This window comes from Pseudomonas protegens, from assembly GCF_013407925.2.
Classification (GTDB): Bacteria; Pseudomonadota; Gammaproteobacteria; order Pseudomonadales; family Pseudomonadaceae; genus Aquipseudomonas; species Aquipseudomonas fluorescens_AP.
Genome location: NZ_CP060201.1, coordinates 3,466,287 through 3,481,480, shown reverse-complemented (window position 1 = coordinate 3,481,480; position 15,194 = coordinate 3,466,287). Strand labels below are relative to the sequence as shown.

The 15,194-nt window shown below is 63.0% G+C and carries 14 protein-coding genes; 5 read left to right on the top strand and 9 right to left on the bottom strand.

From position 1 onward, the window contains the following. Positions 1-130: 130 nt before the first annotated feature. Positions 131-1,531 (top strand): NorM family multidrug efflux MATE transporter, encoded by a 1,401-nt coding sequence (locus GGI48_RS16040; protein ID WP_179599122.1) that lies wholly within the window; start codon positions 131-133, stop codon positions 1,529-1,531. 53 nt (positions 1,532-1,584) lie between these two features. Here GGI48_RS16040 and GGI48_RS16035 read toward each other — a convergent pair whose 3' ends face one another. Next, positions 1,585-3,258 (bottom strand): bifunctional diguanylate cyclase/phosphodiesterase, encoded by a 1,674-nt coding sequence (locus tag GGI48_RS16035; protein WP_179599120.1) that lies wholly within the window; start codon positions 3,256-3,258, stop codon positions 1,585-1,587. Between the two features lie 267 nt (positions 3,259-3,525). Between GGI48_RS16035 and rep the strand changes: the two genes are divergently transcribed. Together rep and GGI48_RS16025 are read left to right on the top strand one after the other, a co-directional pair. Then, positions 3,526-5,535 carry a DNA helicase Rep gene (gene rep, locus GGI48_RS16030; RefSeq protein ID WP_179599118.1) on the top strand — a complete coding sequence of 670 codons (2,010 nt, stop codon included), beginning with the start codon at positions 3,526-3,528 and terminating at the stop codon, positions 5,533-5,535. Between the two features lie 55 nt (positions 5,536-5,590). After that, a complete protein-coding gene (locus GGI48_RS16025; protein ID WP_016968070.1) occupies positions 5,591-6,163 on the top strand; it encodes a xanthine phosphoribosyltransferase in 573 nt (190 codons plus the stop codon). A gap of 113 nt (positions 6,164-6,276) precedes the next feature. On the opposite strand, the gene GGI48_RS16020 is transcribed toward GGI48_RS16025, so the two are convergent. From GGI48_RS16020 to dadA, 6 genes are all read right to left on the bottom strand, one after another. Then, positions 6,277-8,208 (bottom strand): acetyl-CoA hydrolase/transferase family protein, encoded by a 1,932-nt coding sequence (locus GGI48_RS16020; protein ID WP_179599116.1) that lies wholly within the window; start codon positions 8,206-8,208, stop codon positions 6,277-6,279. A gap of 136 nt (positions 8,209-8,344) precedes the next feature. Beyond that, on the bottom strand, positions 8,345-8,761 hold the full coding sequence (locus GGI48_RS16015; RefSeq protein ID WP_085057543.1) for a c-type cytochrome: 417 nt from the start codon (positions 8,759-8,761) through the stop codon (positions 8,345-8,347). 181 nt (positions 8,762-8,942) lie between these two features. Further along, positions 8,943-9,491, bottom strand: a complete 549-nt coding sequence (locus GGI48_RS16010; RefSeq protein WP_015637462.1) for a cupin domain-containing protein — start codon at positions 9,489-9,491, stop codon at positions 8,943-8,945. A gap of 132 nt (positions 9,492-9,623) precedes the next feature. Next, a complete protein-coding gene (alr, locus tag GGI48_RS16005) occupies positions 9,624-10,697 on the bottom strand; it encodes an alanine racemase (protein WP_179599114.1) in 1,074 nt (357 codons plus the stop codon). A gap of 92 nt (positions 10,698-10,789) precedes the next feature. Further along, a complete protein-coding gene (locus GGI48_RS16000) occupies positions 10,790-11,143 on the bottom strand; it encodes a RidA family protein (protein WP_179599112.1) in 354 nt (117 codons plus the stop codon). After that, on the bottom strand, positions 11,115-12,416 hold the full coding sequence (dadA, locus tag GGI48_RS15995; protein ID WP_016968066.1) for a D-amino acid dehydrogenase: 1,302 nt from the start codon (positions 12,414-12,416) through the stop codon (positions 11,115-11,117). Before dadA ends, GGI48_RS16000 begins: the two co-directional genes overlap by 29 nt. 157 nt (positions 12,417-12,573) lie before the next feature. Here dadA and GGI48_RS15990 point away from each other — a divergent pair, with 157 nt between their 5' ends. Next, positions 12,574-13,062, top strand: coding sequence for an Lrp/AsnC ligand binding domain-containing protein (locus GGI48_RS15990; protein WP_011064210.1), 489 nt, complete (start codon positions 12,574-12,576; stop codon positions 13,060-13,062). A 62-nt stretch (positions 13,063-13,124) separates the two neighbouring features. Here GGI48_RS15990 and GGI48_RS15985 read toward each other — a convergent pair whose 3' ends face one another. Then, positions 13,125-13,478 (bottom strand): YkgJ family cysteine cluster protein, encoded by a 354-nt coding sequence (locus GGI48_RS15985; protein WP_016968065.1) that lies wholly within the window; start codon positions 13,476-13,478, stop codon positions 13,125-13,127. A gap of 148 nt (positions 13,479-13,626) precedes the next feature. On the opposite strand from GGI48_RS15985, the gene GGI48_RS15980 reads away from it, so the two are divergent. After that, on the top strand, positions 13,627-14,919 hold the full coding sequence (locus tag GGI48_RS15980; RefSeq protein WP_179599110.1) for an FAD-binding oxidoreductase: 1,293 nt from the start codon (positions 13,627-13,629) through the stop codon (positions 14,917-14,919). Between the two features lie 27 nt (positions 14,920-14,946). Here the strand turns inward: GGI48_RS15980 and GGI48_RS15975 are convergent, their stop codons facing one another. After that, the gene (locus GGI48_RS15975; protein WP_047306611.1) at positions 14,947-15,189 is read right to left on the bottom strand and encodes a DUF1127 domain-containing protein; all 243 of its coding nucleotides are present in this window, start codon (positions 15,187-15,189) and stop codon (positions 14,947-14,949) included. Between the last annotated feature and the right edge of the window lie 5 nt (positions 15,190-15,194).

Sequence of the window (15,194 nt, the reverse complement as noted above, 5' to 3'; positions counted from 1 at the left end):
ACGCGGGCAGGAAAGGGCTTCGCATGAGTTTTTATCATGCCAGCGAGTATTTTTATCCTTTTGTGCTATGCGCTGCGAGCGCCGAGAATCAGCGCTCTTACCGACTTTTGAAGAATCGAGCCTGATGACCATGCAGCATCCAGCACGCACCGAACTCTGGGCCATCCTGCGGCTAGCGGGGCCGCTGATCGCCTCCCAGCTGGCACACATGCTGATGGTCCTCACCGACACCCTGATGATGGCCCGCCTCAGCCCGCAAGCCCTGGCTGGCGGTGGCCTGGGAGCGGCCAGCTATTCCTTCGTCTCGATTTTCTGCATCGGCGTGATTGCCGCGGTAGGCACCCTGGTGGCGATTCGTCAGGGCGCCGGCGACATCGAAGGTGCTGCGCGTCTGACCCAGGCCGGGCTGTGGCTGGCCTGGATCATGGCCCTGGTCGCCGGCCTGCTGCTGTGGAACCTCAAACCGCTGTTGTTGCTGTTCGGCCAGACCCCCAGCAACGTCGAGGCGGCCGGCCAGTTCCTGCTGATCCTGCCATTCGCCCTGCCCGGCTACCTGAGCTTCATGGCCCTGCGCGGCTTTACCAGCGCCATCGGCCGGGCGACGCCGGTGATGGTCATCAGCCTGGCGGGGACGGTGGCCAACTTCCTGCTCAACTATGCATTGATCACCGGCATGTTCGGCCTGCCGAAACTCGGCCTGATGGGCATCGGCCTGGTGACCGCCATCGTCGCCAACTGCATGGCCCTGGCCCTGGCCTGGCACATCAAGCGCCATCCAGCCTACGCCGCGTACCCGTTGCGCCAGGGCCTGGCCCGGCTGAACACCCACTATCTGCGGGAACTGTGGCGCCTGGGCCTGCCCATCGGCGGCACCTATGCGGTGGAAGTCGGGTTGTTCGCCTTCGCCGCGCTGTGCATGGGCACCATGGGCAGCACCCAGTTGGCGGCGCACCAGATCGCCCTGCAGATCGTCTCGGTGGCGTTCATGGTGCCGGCGGGCATCTCCTACGCCATCACCATGCGCATCGGCCAGCACTACGGTGCCGGACAACTGCTGGATGCAAGGCTGGCCGGACGGGTCGGCATCGCCTTCGGCGCGGTGGCGATGCTGGGGTTCGCGATGATTTTCTGGCTGCTGCCCAACCAGCTGATCGGGCTGTTCCTCGATCACAACGACCCGGCCTTCGCCGAGGTGATTCAACTGGCGGTGAGCTTGTTGGCGGTGGCGGCCTGGTTCGAGCTGTTCGATGGCACCCAGACCATCGCCATGGGCGCGATCCGCGGCCTCAAGGATGCCAAGACCACCTTCCTGGTGGGCCTGGGCTGCTATTGGCTGATCGGCGCGCCTGCGGCCTGGCTGATGGCCTTTACCCTGGGCTGGGGACCGACCGGCGTGTGGTGGGGACTGGCCCTGGGCCTGGCCTGCGCGGCCATCAGCCTGACCCTGGCGTTCGAGTGGCGGATGCGTCGCATGATCAAGCGCGAGCCCGTGGCAGCGGCGATGAACGTTCAAGCCAGCGGCGCCGATTGACGGGGAGCTGATCCCGCCGCCCATGGCGGCGGAACAGCACCGCTAGCAGTCGCTTACAGCAAGCCTTCCTGCAGCGACTGCTGGCTGCTACCGAAGGTCAGGTACTCCATCAGTTGCGCCAGGGGCAACGGCTTGCTGATCAGGTAGCCCTGGACCTGGTCGCAGCCAAAGCCCCGCAGCAGCGCCAGTTGCTCCGCGGTTTCCACGCCTTCGGCGACCACGTCCAGGTTGAGGTTGTGGGCCAGGTTGATCATCGCGTGCACCAGCTTGCGGTTCTCTTCTCGCTGCTCCATGCCGCCGACAAAGCTCCGGTCGACCTTGAGCAGGGTGATCGGCAGGCTGTTGAGGTGGACAAAGGAAGAGAAACCGGTGCCGAAGTCGTCCAGGGAAAAACGCACCCCCAGGCGCCCGAGGGCATCCATGGTCTGCTTCACCAGGTCGCTGCGGCGCATCACGGCGGTTTCCGTCAGTTCGAACTCCAGCCACTGCGCCTCGACGCCGCGTTCGGCAATCAGCCGGCTCAGGGTCGAGAGCAACTGACTGTCCTGGAACTGGCGGAACGACAGGTTGACCGCCATGTGCAGCGGCGGCAGCCCGCGCTCGCGCAGCGCCTGCATGTCCCGCAGCGCGCGGGAAATCACCCAGTAACCCAGGGGCACGATCAGCCCGCTCTGCTCGGCCAGAGGCACGAACTCGCTGGGGGGCAGCAAGCCGCGCTCGCCGTGGCGCCAGCGCACCAGGGCCTCGAGGCCGACGATCTTGCCGTCGTGCAGGTTCAGCCGCGGCTGGTAGTGCAGCTCCAGCTCGTCACGGCGCAAGGCCCGGCGCAGTTCGCTTTCCAGGTCGGCGAGGCTGCGGGCATTGCGGTTGATCCGCTCGTTGAAGATATGAAAGGTGCAGCCCTGGGTGCTCTTGGCCTGTTGCATGGCGATGTGCGCATGCCACATCAAGGGGTCGGCGCCGGCATTGGCCCGGGCATGGGCAATCCCCAGGCTGCAGCCGATCAACAGGCTTTCGCCGTCGACCCAGTAGGGTTCGGCCATGGCTTCGATGATGCGCTCGGCCATCCACTCGGCGCGCTGCGGTGCGCGGCGGGTGTCGATGAGCAAGGCGAATTCGTCGCTGCCCAGGCGGGCCAGTTGATCTCCGGCCTCCAATTGGCTCTTGAGCCGCGAGACCACCTGCAGGATCAGCCGGTCGCCGGCCTGATGACCGAGGGCGTCATTGGCGTGGCGGAAGTTGTCCAGGTCCAGATGCCCCAGGGCCAGGCCGCGACCGTCGTTTTCCGCCAGACGCGCAGCCAGCAGGGTCTGGAAGCCCTGGCGGTTGGCGATGCCGGTCAGGGGGTCCTGCTCGGCCAGGCGCTGCAGGGTCGTTTCCAGCACACCGCGTTCGCGCACGTGGCGCAGGCAGCGGCGCAAGGCATCGGTGCTCAGGCAGGAACCCACCAGCCAGTCGCTGACGCCCACCGGGGCCACTTCGGGCTCCTGGTCCAGCAACAGAATGGTGGGCAGGCTGCAACGCCCGGGGCCGGGCTGCAGTTGCGCAGGGGTCAACAGGACCGCATTGCGGTCGTCTTCAAACAAACGGCTGACCGACTCCCAGCTGGGAGCGCTGATCAATACCACCGAGTCTCCCAACGGAGCGACACACTCGCGCAACAACGCTGTCCATACTGGCTCTTCAGCCAGTAGCAGCAAACGCAAGGGTTCGACAGGCTTAGACAAGCTAGCTCCCTAGACTCTGCAAAATAAGTTGGCGGCGGGCATTATGGGGCACGAATAAGCAATAACAATTGATATTGATTATCATACGCAATTTCTTGTACCGCTCTAACTCGAACATTAGGCGCATATTCGGCAAGCATCCTGAGGGAAAGTATCAAAACCGGCAAATTTAGATCGCGTTGTACGTCACAAGTCGGAGACAGCAGCAGAATCCGTCCAGCCTGTTAAAATGCCCGCCCTTTTCGCAACCGACCTCCTTCTACCGTCATGTCCCGACTCAATCCCCGGCAGCAAGAAGCCGTGAACTATGTCGGCGGCCCTCTTTTGGTGCTCGCCGGTGCAGGCTCCGGCAAGACCAGCGTGATCACCCGCAAGATCGCGCACCTGATCCAGAACTGCGGTATCCGCGCCCAATACATTGTCGCCATGACCTTTACCAACAAGGCCGCGCGAGAAATGAAGGAACGGGTCGGCACCCTGCTGCGCGCCGGCGAAGGCCGCGGCCTGACCGTGTCGACCTTCCACAACCTGGGCCTGAACATCATCCGCAAGGAGCATGCGCGGCTGGGCTACAAGCCGGGCTTCTCGATCTTCGACGAAGCCGACGTCAAGGCGCTGATGACCGACATCATGCAAAAGGAGTATTCCGGGGACGACGGCGTCGACGAGATCAAGAACATGATCGGCTCGTGGAAGAACGACCTGATCCTGCCGGCCCAAGCCCTGGAAAACGCGCGCAACCCCAAGGAACAGACCGCAGCCATCGTCTACACCCACTACCAGCGCACGCTCAAGGCGTTCAACGCGGTGGACTTCGACGACCTGATCCTGCTGCCGGTGAAGCTGTTCGAAGAACACGCCGACATCCTGGAAAAATGGCAGAACAAGGTCCGCTACCTGCTGGTGGACGAATACCAGGACACCAACGCCAGCCAGTACCTGCTGGTGAAAATGCTCATCGGCAAGCGCAACCAGTTCACCGTGGTGGGCGACGACGACCAGTCGATCTACGCCTGGCGCGGCGCGCGCCCGGAAAACCTGATGCTGCTCAAGGACGACTACCCGTCCCTGAAAGTGGTGATGCTGGAGCAGAACTACCGCTCCACCAGCCGCATCCTGCGCTGCGCCAACGTGCTGATCTCCAACAACCCTCACGAGTTCGAAAAGCAGCTGTGGAGCGAGATGGGCCACGGCGACGAGATCCGCGTGATCCGCTGCCGCAACGAAGAGGCCGAGGCCGAGCGAGTGGCCATGGAAATCCTCAGCCTGCACCTGCGCACCGACCGGCCCTACAGCGATTTCGCCATTCTTTACCGGGGCAACTACCAGGCCAAGCTGATCGAACTGAAGCTGCAGCACCACCAGGTGCCCTATCGCCTGTCCGGCGGTAACAGCTTCTTCGGACGCCAGGAAGTCAAGGATCTGATGGCCTACTTCCGCCTGATCGTGAACCCGGACGACGACAACGCCTTCCTCCGGGTGATCAACGTGCCGCGCCGGGAAATCGGCTCCACGACCCTGGAAAAACTCGGCAACTACGCCACCGAACGCAAGATCTCGATGTACGCCGCCACCGATGAAATCGGCCTGGGCGAGCACCTGGACAGCCGCTTCACCGATCGCCTGGCGCGCTTCAAGCGCTTCATGGACCGGGTCCGTGAACAATGCGCCGGCGAAGACCCGATCTCCGCCCTGCGCAGCATGGTCATGGACATCGACTACGAGAACTGGCTGCGCACCAACAGCTCCAGCGACAAGGCCGCGGACTACCGGATGGGTAACGTCTGGTTCCTGATCGAGGCCTTGAAGAACACCCTGGAAAAAGACGAAGACGGCGAAATGACCGTCGAGGATGCCATCGGCAAGCTGGTCCTGCGCGACATGCTGGAACGTCAGCAGGAAGAGGAAGAAGGCGCCGAGGGCGTCCAGATGATGACCTTGCATGCGTCCAAGGGCCTGGAATTTCCCTACGTGTTCATCATGGGCATGGAAGAGGAAATCCTCCCGCACCGCTCCAGTATCGAAGCCGACACCATCGAGGAAGAACGGCGCCTGGCCTACGTGGGCATTACCCGCGCCCGCCAGACCCTGGCCTTCACCTTCGCCGCCAAGCGCAAGCAATACGGTGAAATCATCGACTGCGCGCCCAGCCGCTTCCTCGATGAACTGCCCCCGGACGATCTGGCCTGGGAAGGCAACGACGACACGCCGACCGAAGTCAAAGCCGTTCGCGGCAATAGCGCTTTGGCGGATATACGCGCGATGTTAAAGCGCTAAAATCGACTATTTTTAACTGACCTTTGGCGCAACTGGCGCTATTTGAGGAAGCTCCGTGGAAGCACTGCACAAGAAAATTCGCGAAGAAGGCATCGTGCTTTCCGATCAAGTACTGAAAGTCGACGCCTTTCTGAACCATCAGATCGACCCGCAGTTGATGAAGCTGATCGGCGACGAATTCGCCACGCTGTTCAAGGATTCGGGCATCACCAAGATCGTCACCATCGAAGCCTCGGGGATTGCCCCAGCCATCATGACCGGCCTGAACCTGGGCGTGCCGGTGATCTTCGCCCGCAAGCACCAGTCCCTGACCCTGACCGAGAACCTGCTGTCGGCCACCGTGTACTCCTTCACCAAACAGGTGGAAAGCACCGTGGCCATCTCGCCACGGCATCTGACCAGCAGCGACCGCGTGCTGATCATCGACGACTTCCTGGCCAACGGTAAGGCGTCCCAGGCGCTGATCTCGATCATCAAGCAGGCCGGTGCCACCGTGGCCGGCCTGGGCATCGTGATCGAAAAATCGTTCCAGGGCGGCCGCGCCGAACTGGACGCCCAGGGCTACCGCGTGGAATCCCTGGCCCGGGTCAAATCCCTGGCCGGCGGCGTGGTCACCTTCATCGAGTAATCCCGCCCGCCAGCCCTGCGTAGAAGCTGGCTTGTGTAGGAGCTGACTTGCCAGCGAAGGCGCCCTTCAGAGCAATGCAAGACTTGATGGCCCATTCGCCGGCAAGCCGGCTCCTACGACAGTGTTGGCGAAGTGGCCTGCAGCCCGGCCAGCAGGAATCGCTGGTACAGCTCCTCGCGCAGGCCATCGGGCTGCTCCAGCCCCATGCGTTCAAGGTGCGCCGCAAATGCCTCAGGCTCCGGCGCATCGAGTGCCGCCTTGCCCAGCTCAAGGATCTCGCTGAGCTTGAACTTGCTCTTGAGCCAGTTCAGCGCCCGCAGCAGATCACGCTCCTCGGCGCTGAAGTCGCTGCCCAGCGGATACTCCGGAAACAGCTGGCTGTGACGCGCCTGAATCCTCTGTAAACGCTGTGGGCTGTTGTCGGTGAAACGCGGATCCAGACGAAAGTCCTTCGGCAGCTTTCCGGCTTTCTGCGCCTGCTCAATCAACCCCGGCTGAAAGCGTGAATCGCTGATATTGAGCAGCGCCTCGATCACTTTCGCATCCGTTTTACCCCGCAGATCAGCAATGCCGTACTCGGTGATCACGATGTCCCGCAGGTGGCGCGGGATGGTGCAATGGCTGTACTCCCAGACAATATTGGAACTGACCTCGCCCGCGGATTCGCGCCAGCTGCGCAGGATCAGCACCGAGCGGGCATCCGCCAAAGCATGGCCCTGGGCAACGAAGTTGTACTGCCCGCCGACACCGCTGAGCACCTTCCCGCCCTGCAACTGATCGGACACGGCGGCGCCCATCAGGGTCATGGTGAAGGCGCTGTTGATAAATCGCGCATCCCGGCGTTGCAGGCGCTTGAGCTCTTCATGGCCATACAGCTCGTTGATGAAGCTGATGGCGGTCATGTTGAACTCCGCCAGTTTGGGCTTGGGCAGCTCCCGCAGACGCTGATAGAAACTGCGCGGCCCAAGGAAGAATCCACCGTGGATCGACACCCCGCCAGACGCTGTCGTCGGGTCCAGGGTGCCGGCATTGGCTTGCCGTTGCAGCTCCAGCGTCGGGTAGACCTTGCGCCGCACAATCCCGGCATCCGCCAGGGCCAGCAGGCCGTTGACGAACATTTCGCTGCAACCATAGAGCCCCTGGGCAAAGGGCTCGACGCCGCCCTCGCGGTCGATCAGCGCCTGCCAGTGGTCCACCTGCAGATCCGCCAGCAGCGCGCGATACCCTTGGTTGTCGGCCTGCCGCGCCAGCAAGGCTGCGGTCAGCGCGTCGCCCATGGAGCCGATGCCGATCTGCAAGGTGCCGCCGTCGCGCACCAGGGTGCTGGCATGCAGGCCGATGCAATGATCCTGAATGCCCACCGGCATGTTCGGCGTGGAGAACAGGGTGCTGCGTTCTTCGGCGTCGATCAGCAGGTCCAGATCCGCGGCGTCGATTTCGCTGTCCCCCGGCATGTACGGCAGGTCGCTGTGGACCTGGCCGAGGATCAGGATGGTCTCCCCCGCCGCACGGCGCTTGGCGATCATCGGCAGCAGGTCGAGGGTGATGTCCGGGTTACAGCTCAGGCTCAGGCGTTCGGGGTGGTGCGGGTCGCGGGCCAGCAGTTGCGCCACCAGGTTCAGGCCGGCGGCGTTGATGTCCCGGGCGGCGTGGCTGTAGTTGCTACTGACGTAGTCCTGCTGCGCCAGGTCGCTGTGCAACAGGCTGCCGGGCTGCATGAAGAACTGCTGGACACGAATGTTCGCCGGCAGGCTGTCGCGATGCAGATCGGCGAGAAAGTCCAGTTCCGGGTAATCGCCGAATACCCGCTCGACAAAGGGCTCGAGAAAACGCTTCTGCAAACCGTCGCCCAGGGCCGGACGGCCCAGGCTCAAGGCGGTGTAGATGGTCAGCTGGCGCTCCGGCAACTGGGCAATGCGCCGGTACAGGGCGTTGGCGAAACGGTTGGGTTTGCCCAGACCCAGGGGCATGCCCATATGAATGTGTTGCGGCAAACGGGCAAGCACTTCATCTACCGCATGCTCGATAGAACAGGATTGCAGCATCTGACCCTCCGGGGACCGTCCATGAATTGAGGTTGGACCGAGCTTGCCGGGAGTTTGCTGCATTGAACAGTGCGCAAGGCGAATTGCGCCCACAAAAAAGCCGCTCTTAAGCGGCTTTTTCGCTGCAGATGGCGGCTTATTTCAAACCGGACATCTTCTGGATCGCGCCTTTGAGCTCGTCATCGGTGCAGTCGGCGCAGGTGCCCTTAGGCGGCATGGCGTTGATCCCGGTGATGGCCTTGGCCAGGATGCCGTCGAGGCCGCCCTGGTGATCGGCGCGCTCTTTCCAGGCCGCGGTGTCACCGATTTTCGGTGCGCCCAACAGGCCAGTGCCGTGGCAAGCGTTGCAGTGCTTGGCAATCACGTCATCCGGGGACTTCGCGCCACCACCACCGCCGGCAGCGGTGGCCACTTCCATACCCTTGCATTCCTGCCCCTGGACGCAGACCTGGCCGACAGGCTCAAGGCGCTTGGCAATGTCGTCATTAGTCGCAGCTTGAGCGCTGACTGCCCAAAGGGCCAATACGGTTGCTGGTGCGGCCAGCATTTTCATAATTAGGTTCACGCGTACACCCTCAATGGTGGCTAGTCACGCCTGCGGCCACGGTTTCGCAGGCGGGCGAAAGTATAACGGTTAGCCCGCCACACTGAAACAACCCCAAAGTCGAAGGGGTCTTATTCGCGGCAAAATGTCGCTGGAGCTGCACTGCAAGCCTTGCAGGACGCCTCTTGAGCTAGAAGTTCGCCGGAGTGGCTGCGCTGATTAGTCGCGCCGGAACATCGAACGGATTACGGAAACGATGCGGCTTCGTACTCTCAAAGTAGTAGCTGTCACCGGCTTCGAGGACAAAGGTTTCCAGCCCCACCACCAGCTCCAGGCGGCCTTCGAGAAGAATCCCGGTTTCTTCGCCGTCATGGGTGAGCATCTCTTCGCCCGTGTCGGCTCCCGGCGGATAGATCTCGTTGAGGAAGGCAATGGCGCGGCTCGGATGAGCGCGGCCCACCAGCTTCATGGTGACCGCGCCATCGGAGATGTCGATCAGTTCATGAGCCTTGTAGACGATCTGAGAAGGCGTTTCCTGGAGGATTTCCTCGGAAAAGAACTCGACCATGGACATGGGAATGCCACCCAGCACCTTTCGCAGCGAGCTGATCGAAGGACTGACGCTGTTCTTTTCGATCATTGAAATGGTGCTGTTGGTGACGCCCGCACGCTTGGCGAGCTCACGCTGGGAAAGACCTTTCAGTTTACGGATGGATTGCAGTCGTTCACCGACGTCCAATGCGGCAGCCTCCTAGGCGGGAATCAGGCGTTGTTGTAATTGAGCGTTATCATGGCGACAGCGTTCAGTATTTACAACACTTGGTCCCGATTCCCCCAAAGGCAGGCGACTTTCGGTACAGGCCGCGTAATCTCAGCCTTCGCGGTACACCAGGGGCACCCGGCGCAGGTTGCAGAACAGCTGATAAGGGATGGTCCCGGCGGCCAGGGCAACCTCGCTGGCGAGGATGTTCTTGCCCCACAATTCCACGCTGGAACCCAGCCCGGCCTGCGGTACATCCGTCAGGTCGACACACAGCATATCCATGGATACGCGGCCCAGCAGGCGGCTGCGCTGGCCGTCCACCAGCACCGGCGTGCCGGTCGGCGCATGACGCGGATAGCCGTCGGCATAACCCATGGCGACCACGCCGATGCGCATCGGCTTGTCGGTGATGAACTTGGCGCCGTAGCCCACCGGCTCGCCGGCGGGCAGCTCACGCACGCAGATCACCTTGGATTCCAGGGTCATGACCGGCTGCAACCGCTCGGCCACGGAGTTGTTTTCTTCGAACGGCGTGGCGCCATAAAGCATGATGCCGGGACGCACCCAGTCACTGGGCACGCTCGGCCAGCCCATGACCGCCGGCGAGTTGCGCAAGCTGATTTCAGCCCCCAGCCCCTGACGCGCCGCCTCGAATACCGCGACCTGCTCGCTGCTGCGCGGGCAGTCCAGCTCGTCAGCGCGGGCGAAGTGGCTCATCAGCACAATCTTCTCGACCTTGCCGCTGGCCTGCAGGCGCTGGTAGGCCGCCTGATAGTCCTTGGGATGCAGGCCAACCCGGTGCATGCCCGAATCCAGCTTGAGCCAGACCGTCAGCGGCTTGGCCACGGCGGTCTGCTCGATCGCTTCCAGCTGCCACAGGGAATGCACCACGCACCAGAAATCATGCTCGACGATCAGCGCCAGCTCCGAGGCTTCAAAGAAACCTTCCAGCAGCAGGATCGGCGCACGAATACCGGCGGCGCGCAGCTCCAGGGCCTCTTCGATGCAGGCCACGGCAAAACCGTCGGCCTCGGCCTCCAGCGCCTGGGCGCAACGCACGGCGCCATGACCGTAGGCATCGGCCTTGATCACCGCAAGGGCGCGGACACCCGAAACTTCACGGGCCAGTTGGTAGTTGTGACGCAGGGCTTGGAGATCGATCAGGGCACGGGCAGGACGCATGGCGGCAGACTTCTAGGCGGTCATGGGGGAATAAAAAACCGGTGCTGGATGACGGCTGGCCGCCACCGGCACCGGGAGAGGGATCTTGTCGCTTAAGGCAGAGCAGCCACCACGGAAAGCTCAATGAGGATTTCCGGCTCGCAGAGCTTGGCTTCTACGGTGGCCCGGGCCGGTGCCACGCCTTTTGGCAGCCACTGGTCCCAGACACTGTTCATGCCTTCGAAATGAGCATCGATGTCCTTGAGGTAGATGGTCACCGACAGCAGCTTGCTTTTGTCGGTGCCAGCCAGGTCCAGCAGACGTTCGATGTTGGCCAGGGTCTCCCGGGTTTGCTGTTCGATCCCGGCACTCATGTCATCGCCGACCTGCCCGGACAGATACACCGTACCGCTGTGAACGACGACCTGACTCATGCGCTCATTGGTGAGCTGGCGCTGGATTGACATGTTTAGCTGACTCCTGAGGGTTGCCATAACGGGAAATATCGAGGCCTTCGGCGCTGATCTGCGGCTTTTTCTTGGCCATCAGATCCGCCAGCAAACGACCGGAACCGCAAGCCATGGTCCAGCCAAGGGTGCCGTGACCGGTGTTGAGGAACAGGTTCTTGAACGGCGTCGAGCCAACAATCGGTGTGCCGTCCGGGGTGGTTGGACGCAGGCCGGTCCAGAAACTGGCCTGGGACAGATCGCCGCCCTGAGGATAGAGATCGTTGACGATCATCTCCAGCGTTTCACGCCGGCGCGGGTTCAGCGACAGGTCAAAACCGGCGATCTCAGCCATGCCGCCAACCCGGATGCGATTGTCGAAACGGGTGATCGCGACCTTGTAGGTTTCGTCGAGGATGGTCGAAGTCGGGGCCATGGCCGGGTTGGTGATCGGCACGGTCAGCGAGTAACCCTTGAGCGGGTACACCGGGGCCTTGATGCCCAGCGGCTTGAGCAGTTGTGGCGAATAGCTGCCCAGGGCCAGCACGTAGCGGTCGGCGGTTTCCAGCTTGCCGTCGATCCACACGCCATTGATCCGGTCACCGGCGAAGTCGATGCGCTGAATGTCCTGGCCAAAACGGAATTCCACACCCAGCTTGGCGGCCATTTCCGCCAGGCGCGTGGTGAAGATCTGGCAGTCGCCAGTCTGGTCGTTGGGCAGGCGCAGGGCACCGGCGAGGATATCGGTGACGCTGGCCAGGGCCGGCTCGACCCGGGCGATGCCTTCGCGGTCCAGCAGTTCAAACGGCACGCCGGACTCCTTGAGCACGGCGATGTCCTTGGCTGCGCCATCCAGTTGCGCCTGGGTGCGGAACAGCTGGGTGGTACCCAGGCTGCGGCCTTCGTAGGCGATGCCGGTTTCCGCCCGCAGCTCGTCGAGGCAGTCACGGCTGTATTCGGACAGGCGCACCATGCGCTCTTTGTTTACTGCATAGCGGCTGGCAGTGCAGTTGCGCAGCATCTGCGCCATCCACAGGTATTGATCGATATCGGCGGTGGCCTTGATCGCCAGCGGCGCGTGGCGTTGCAGCAGCCACTTGATGGCCTTGAGCGGCACGCCCGGGGCTGCCCAGGGCGAGGCATAGCCCGGCGATACCTGACCGGCGTTGGCGAAGCTGGTTTCCATGGCTGCAGCCGGCTGGCGGTCCACCACTGTCACTTCAAACCCGGCCCGGGCCAGGTAATAGGCACTGGTAGTTCCGATAACACCACTGCCCAAGACCAGAACGCGCATTTTCATTTCCCTCATCGCGGCATGACCGCTGACGTTTGTTATTCAGAGCAAAGATGGGCGCAGTGTAAGAAACATTGAGCAGTGATTTTCACTATATAACCGCCTATATTTGGCGAGAATTCTCGGCAATATCGCTTTTCACGGAGGGGCATCCCCTATGCGCACCAATCATCAGACTCGTCGTGCCCTGGACAAGATAGATCGCAATATCCTGCGGATTCTCCAGGCCGATGGACGCATTTCCTTCACCGAGCTGGGGGAGCGGGTCGGACTGTCCACCACCCCCTGCACCGAGCGAGTGCGCCGCCTGGAGCGCGAGGGAATCATCATGGGCTACAACGCCCGGCTCAACCCGCAGCACTTGAAGGGCAGCCTGCTGGTGTTTGTCGAGATCAGCCTGGACTACAAGTCCGGCGATACCTTCGAGGAATTTCGCCGGGCGGTGCTGAAGCTGCCCCACGTGCTGGAGTGCCATCTGGTGTCCGGCGACTTCGACTATCTGGTCAAGGCGCGGATCTCGGAGATGGCGTCGTACCGCAAGCTGCTGGGGGACATCCTGCTCAAGCTGCCCCATGTGCGGGAATCCAAGAGCTACATCGTCATGGAAGAGGTGAAGGAGAGCCTGAGCCTGCCGATTCCGGATTGAGATAAGGGGCGCCGGTCCAGGACGCTTTCGCCGGCAAGCCGGCGCCTACCAGCTGTGGCGGGCTAGACCAGGACCTGGCGATTGCTGGCCATGTAATCGTGAATCTGTTTTTCGACCCGGGGATGGATCATCTCCACCGGGCGCCGACCATTGGGGCACGGCAGGCTCGGCGTGGTGCCGAACAGACGACAGATCAGCGGACGCTCGTCATACACCGTGCAGCCGTTGGGTCCCAGGTGCACACAGTTGAGCTCGTCCATGGCGGCCTCCTGCTCGGCAGCAGTCTTGCGTGGCAGGCGGGACATTTCCTCCGGCGAGGTGGTCACCGGGCCGCAGCAGTCGTGGCAACCAGGAACGCACTCGAAAGACGGAATCTGCTGACGCAGGCTGCGGACGATTTGACGGTTACAGCTCATGAAAAAGGCTACCGGGACGGGAACAGCCGTGGATTCTGCCTCAAATGCCCCGCAGCAGACAGGGCCGGGCGTCCCGCGGTTGCCGCGACGGAAAGCCCCGGCTTATGCTCCGTGCATTTTTCCAGACGCCACAATCAGGACGCTTTCCATGCCCGCCAGCCCTCAGCACGCCGCCTCCTATTACGCCGCCAGCAGCCTGCCGCAGCCCGACTATCCGGCCCTGGCGGGCGAGCTGACGGCCGATGTCTGCGTGGTCGGCGGCGGGTTCTCCGGGCTCAATACCGCGCTGGAACTGGCCGAGCGCGGGTTCAACGTGGTCCTGCTGGAAGCCCGCAAGATCGGCTGGGGCGCCAGTGGGCGCAACGGCGGACAACTGATTCGCGGGGTCGGCCACGGCCTGGAGCAGTTCACCAAGGTGATCGGCAGCGACGGTGTGCGACAGATGAAACTCATGGGCCTGGAAGCCGTGGACATCGTCCGCCAGCGCATCGAGCGCCTGCAGATCCCCTGTGACCTGACCTGGGGCTACTGCGACCTGGCCAACAAGCCGGCGGACCTTGAAGGCTTCGCCGCAGACGCCGAGGAACTGCGCAGCCTGGGCTATCGCCATCAAACCCGCCTGTTGCAGGCCGATGAGATGCACAGCGTGGTGGGTTCCAAGCGCTACGTTGGCGGCCTGATCGACATGGGCTCGGGCCATCTGCACCCGCTCAACCTGGCCCTGGGCGAAGCCCGGGCGGCGCAGCAGATGGGCGTGCGCCTGTTCGAGCACTCGGCCGTCACCCGCATCGACTACGGTTCCGAGGTCAAGGTGCACAGCGCCCGGGGCACGGTTCGCGCCAAGACCCTGGTCCTGGGCTGCAACGCCTACCTCAACGACCTCAATCCGCAACTGGGGGGCAAAGTGCTCCCGGCCGGCAGCTACATCATTGCCACCGAGCCCTTGAGCCCGGCCCAGGCCCGGGAACTGCTGCCACAGAACATGGCCGTCTGCGACCAGCGCGTGGCCCTGGACTACTACCGACTCTCGGCCGACCGGCGCCTGCTGTTCGGCGGTGCCTGCCACTACTCGGGACGCGACCCCAAGGACATCGCCGCCTACATGCGGCCAAAGATGCTGGCGGTGTTCCCGCAACTGGCCGCAGTGAAGATCGACTATCAATGGGGCGGCATGATCGGCATCGGTGCCAACCGCCTGCCGCAGATCGGCCGCCTCAAGGACCAGCCCAATGTGTATTACGCCCAGGCCTATTCCGGCCACGGCCTGAATGCCACCCACCTGGCGGGCAAACTGCTGGGCGAGGCCATCAGCGGTCAGCACGGCGGCGGCTTCGACCTGTTCGCCAAGGTGCCACACATCACCTTCCCCGGCGGCAAGCACCTGCGCTCGCCGCTGCTGGCCCTGGGCATGCTCTGGCATCGCCTGAAGGAGCTGGTCTGACGGCCAGCGTCAGCCAAGCGCCGCCGGTCACAGACGCCAGAATGGCTTGAGGCCCTCGGCCCGCGCTTGCTCAGGGTTCAATCCGACATCGCGCAGCTGCTCGGCGGTCAGCTCCAGCAATGCCTTGCGGGTGCGCAGCCGATGCCAGTACAGACCCCAGGTGCTCAAGCCCGATGGCGTGCTGCGCGGCAGAGCCGCCGCCGATCCTTCATGCTCCGCCTCCAGCTCCTGACCGCGTAACGACAGCCGCACATCGCTCAAGCCGTTCATCTGCA

What these genes read in the sequence shown, in the direction of transcription:
- GGI48_RS16040 (WP_179599122.1), top strand. Translation starts at nt 131, where the DNA reads ATGCAGCATCCAGCACGCACCGAACTCTGGGCCATCCTGCGGCTAGCG.
- rep (WP_179599118.1), top strand. Translation starts at nt 3,526, where the DNA reads ATGTCCCGACTCAATCCCCGGCAGCAAGAAGCCGTGAACTATGTCGGC.
- GGI48_RS16020 (WP_179599116.1), bottom strand. Translation starts at nt 8,208, where the DNA reads ATGCTGCAATCCTGTTCTATCGAGCATGCGGTAGATGAAGTGCTTGCC.
- GGI48_RS16015 (WP_085057543.1), bottom strand. Translation starts at nt 8,761, where the DNA reads ATGAAAATGCTGGCCGCACCAGCAACCGTATTGGCCCTTTGGGCAGTC.
- alr (WP_179599114.1), bottom strand. Translation starts at nt 10,697, where the DNA reads ATGCGTCCTGCCCGTGCCCTGATCGATCTCCAAGCCCTGCGTCACAAC.
- GGI48_RS16000 (WP_179599112.1), bottom strand. Translation starts at nt 11,143, where the DNA reads ATGTCAATCCAGCGCCAGCTCACCAATGAGCGCATGAGTCAGGTCGTC.
- dadA (WP_016968066.1), bottom strand. Translation starts at nt 12,416, where the DNA reads ATGCGCGTTCTGGTCTTGGGCAGTGGTGTTATCGGAACTACCAGTGCC.
- GGI48_RS15990 (WP_011064210.1), top strand. Translation starts at nt 12,574, where the DNA reads ATGCGCACCAATCATCAGACTCGTCGTGCCCTGGACAAGATAGATCGC.
- GGI48_RS15985 (WP_016968065.1), bottom strand. Translation starts at nt 13,478, where the DNA reads ATGAGCTGTAACCGTCAAATCGTCCGCAGCCTGCGTCAGCAGATTCCG.
- GGI48_RS15980 (WP_179599110.1), top strand. Translation starts at nt 13,627, where the DNA reads ATGCCCGCCAGCCCTCAGCACGCCGCCTCCTATTACGCCGCCAGCAGC.
- GGI48_RS15975 (WP_047306611.1), bottom strand. Translation starts at nt 15,189, where the DNA reads ATGAACGGCTTGAGCGATGTGCGGCTGTCGTTACGCGGTCAGGAGCTG.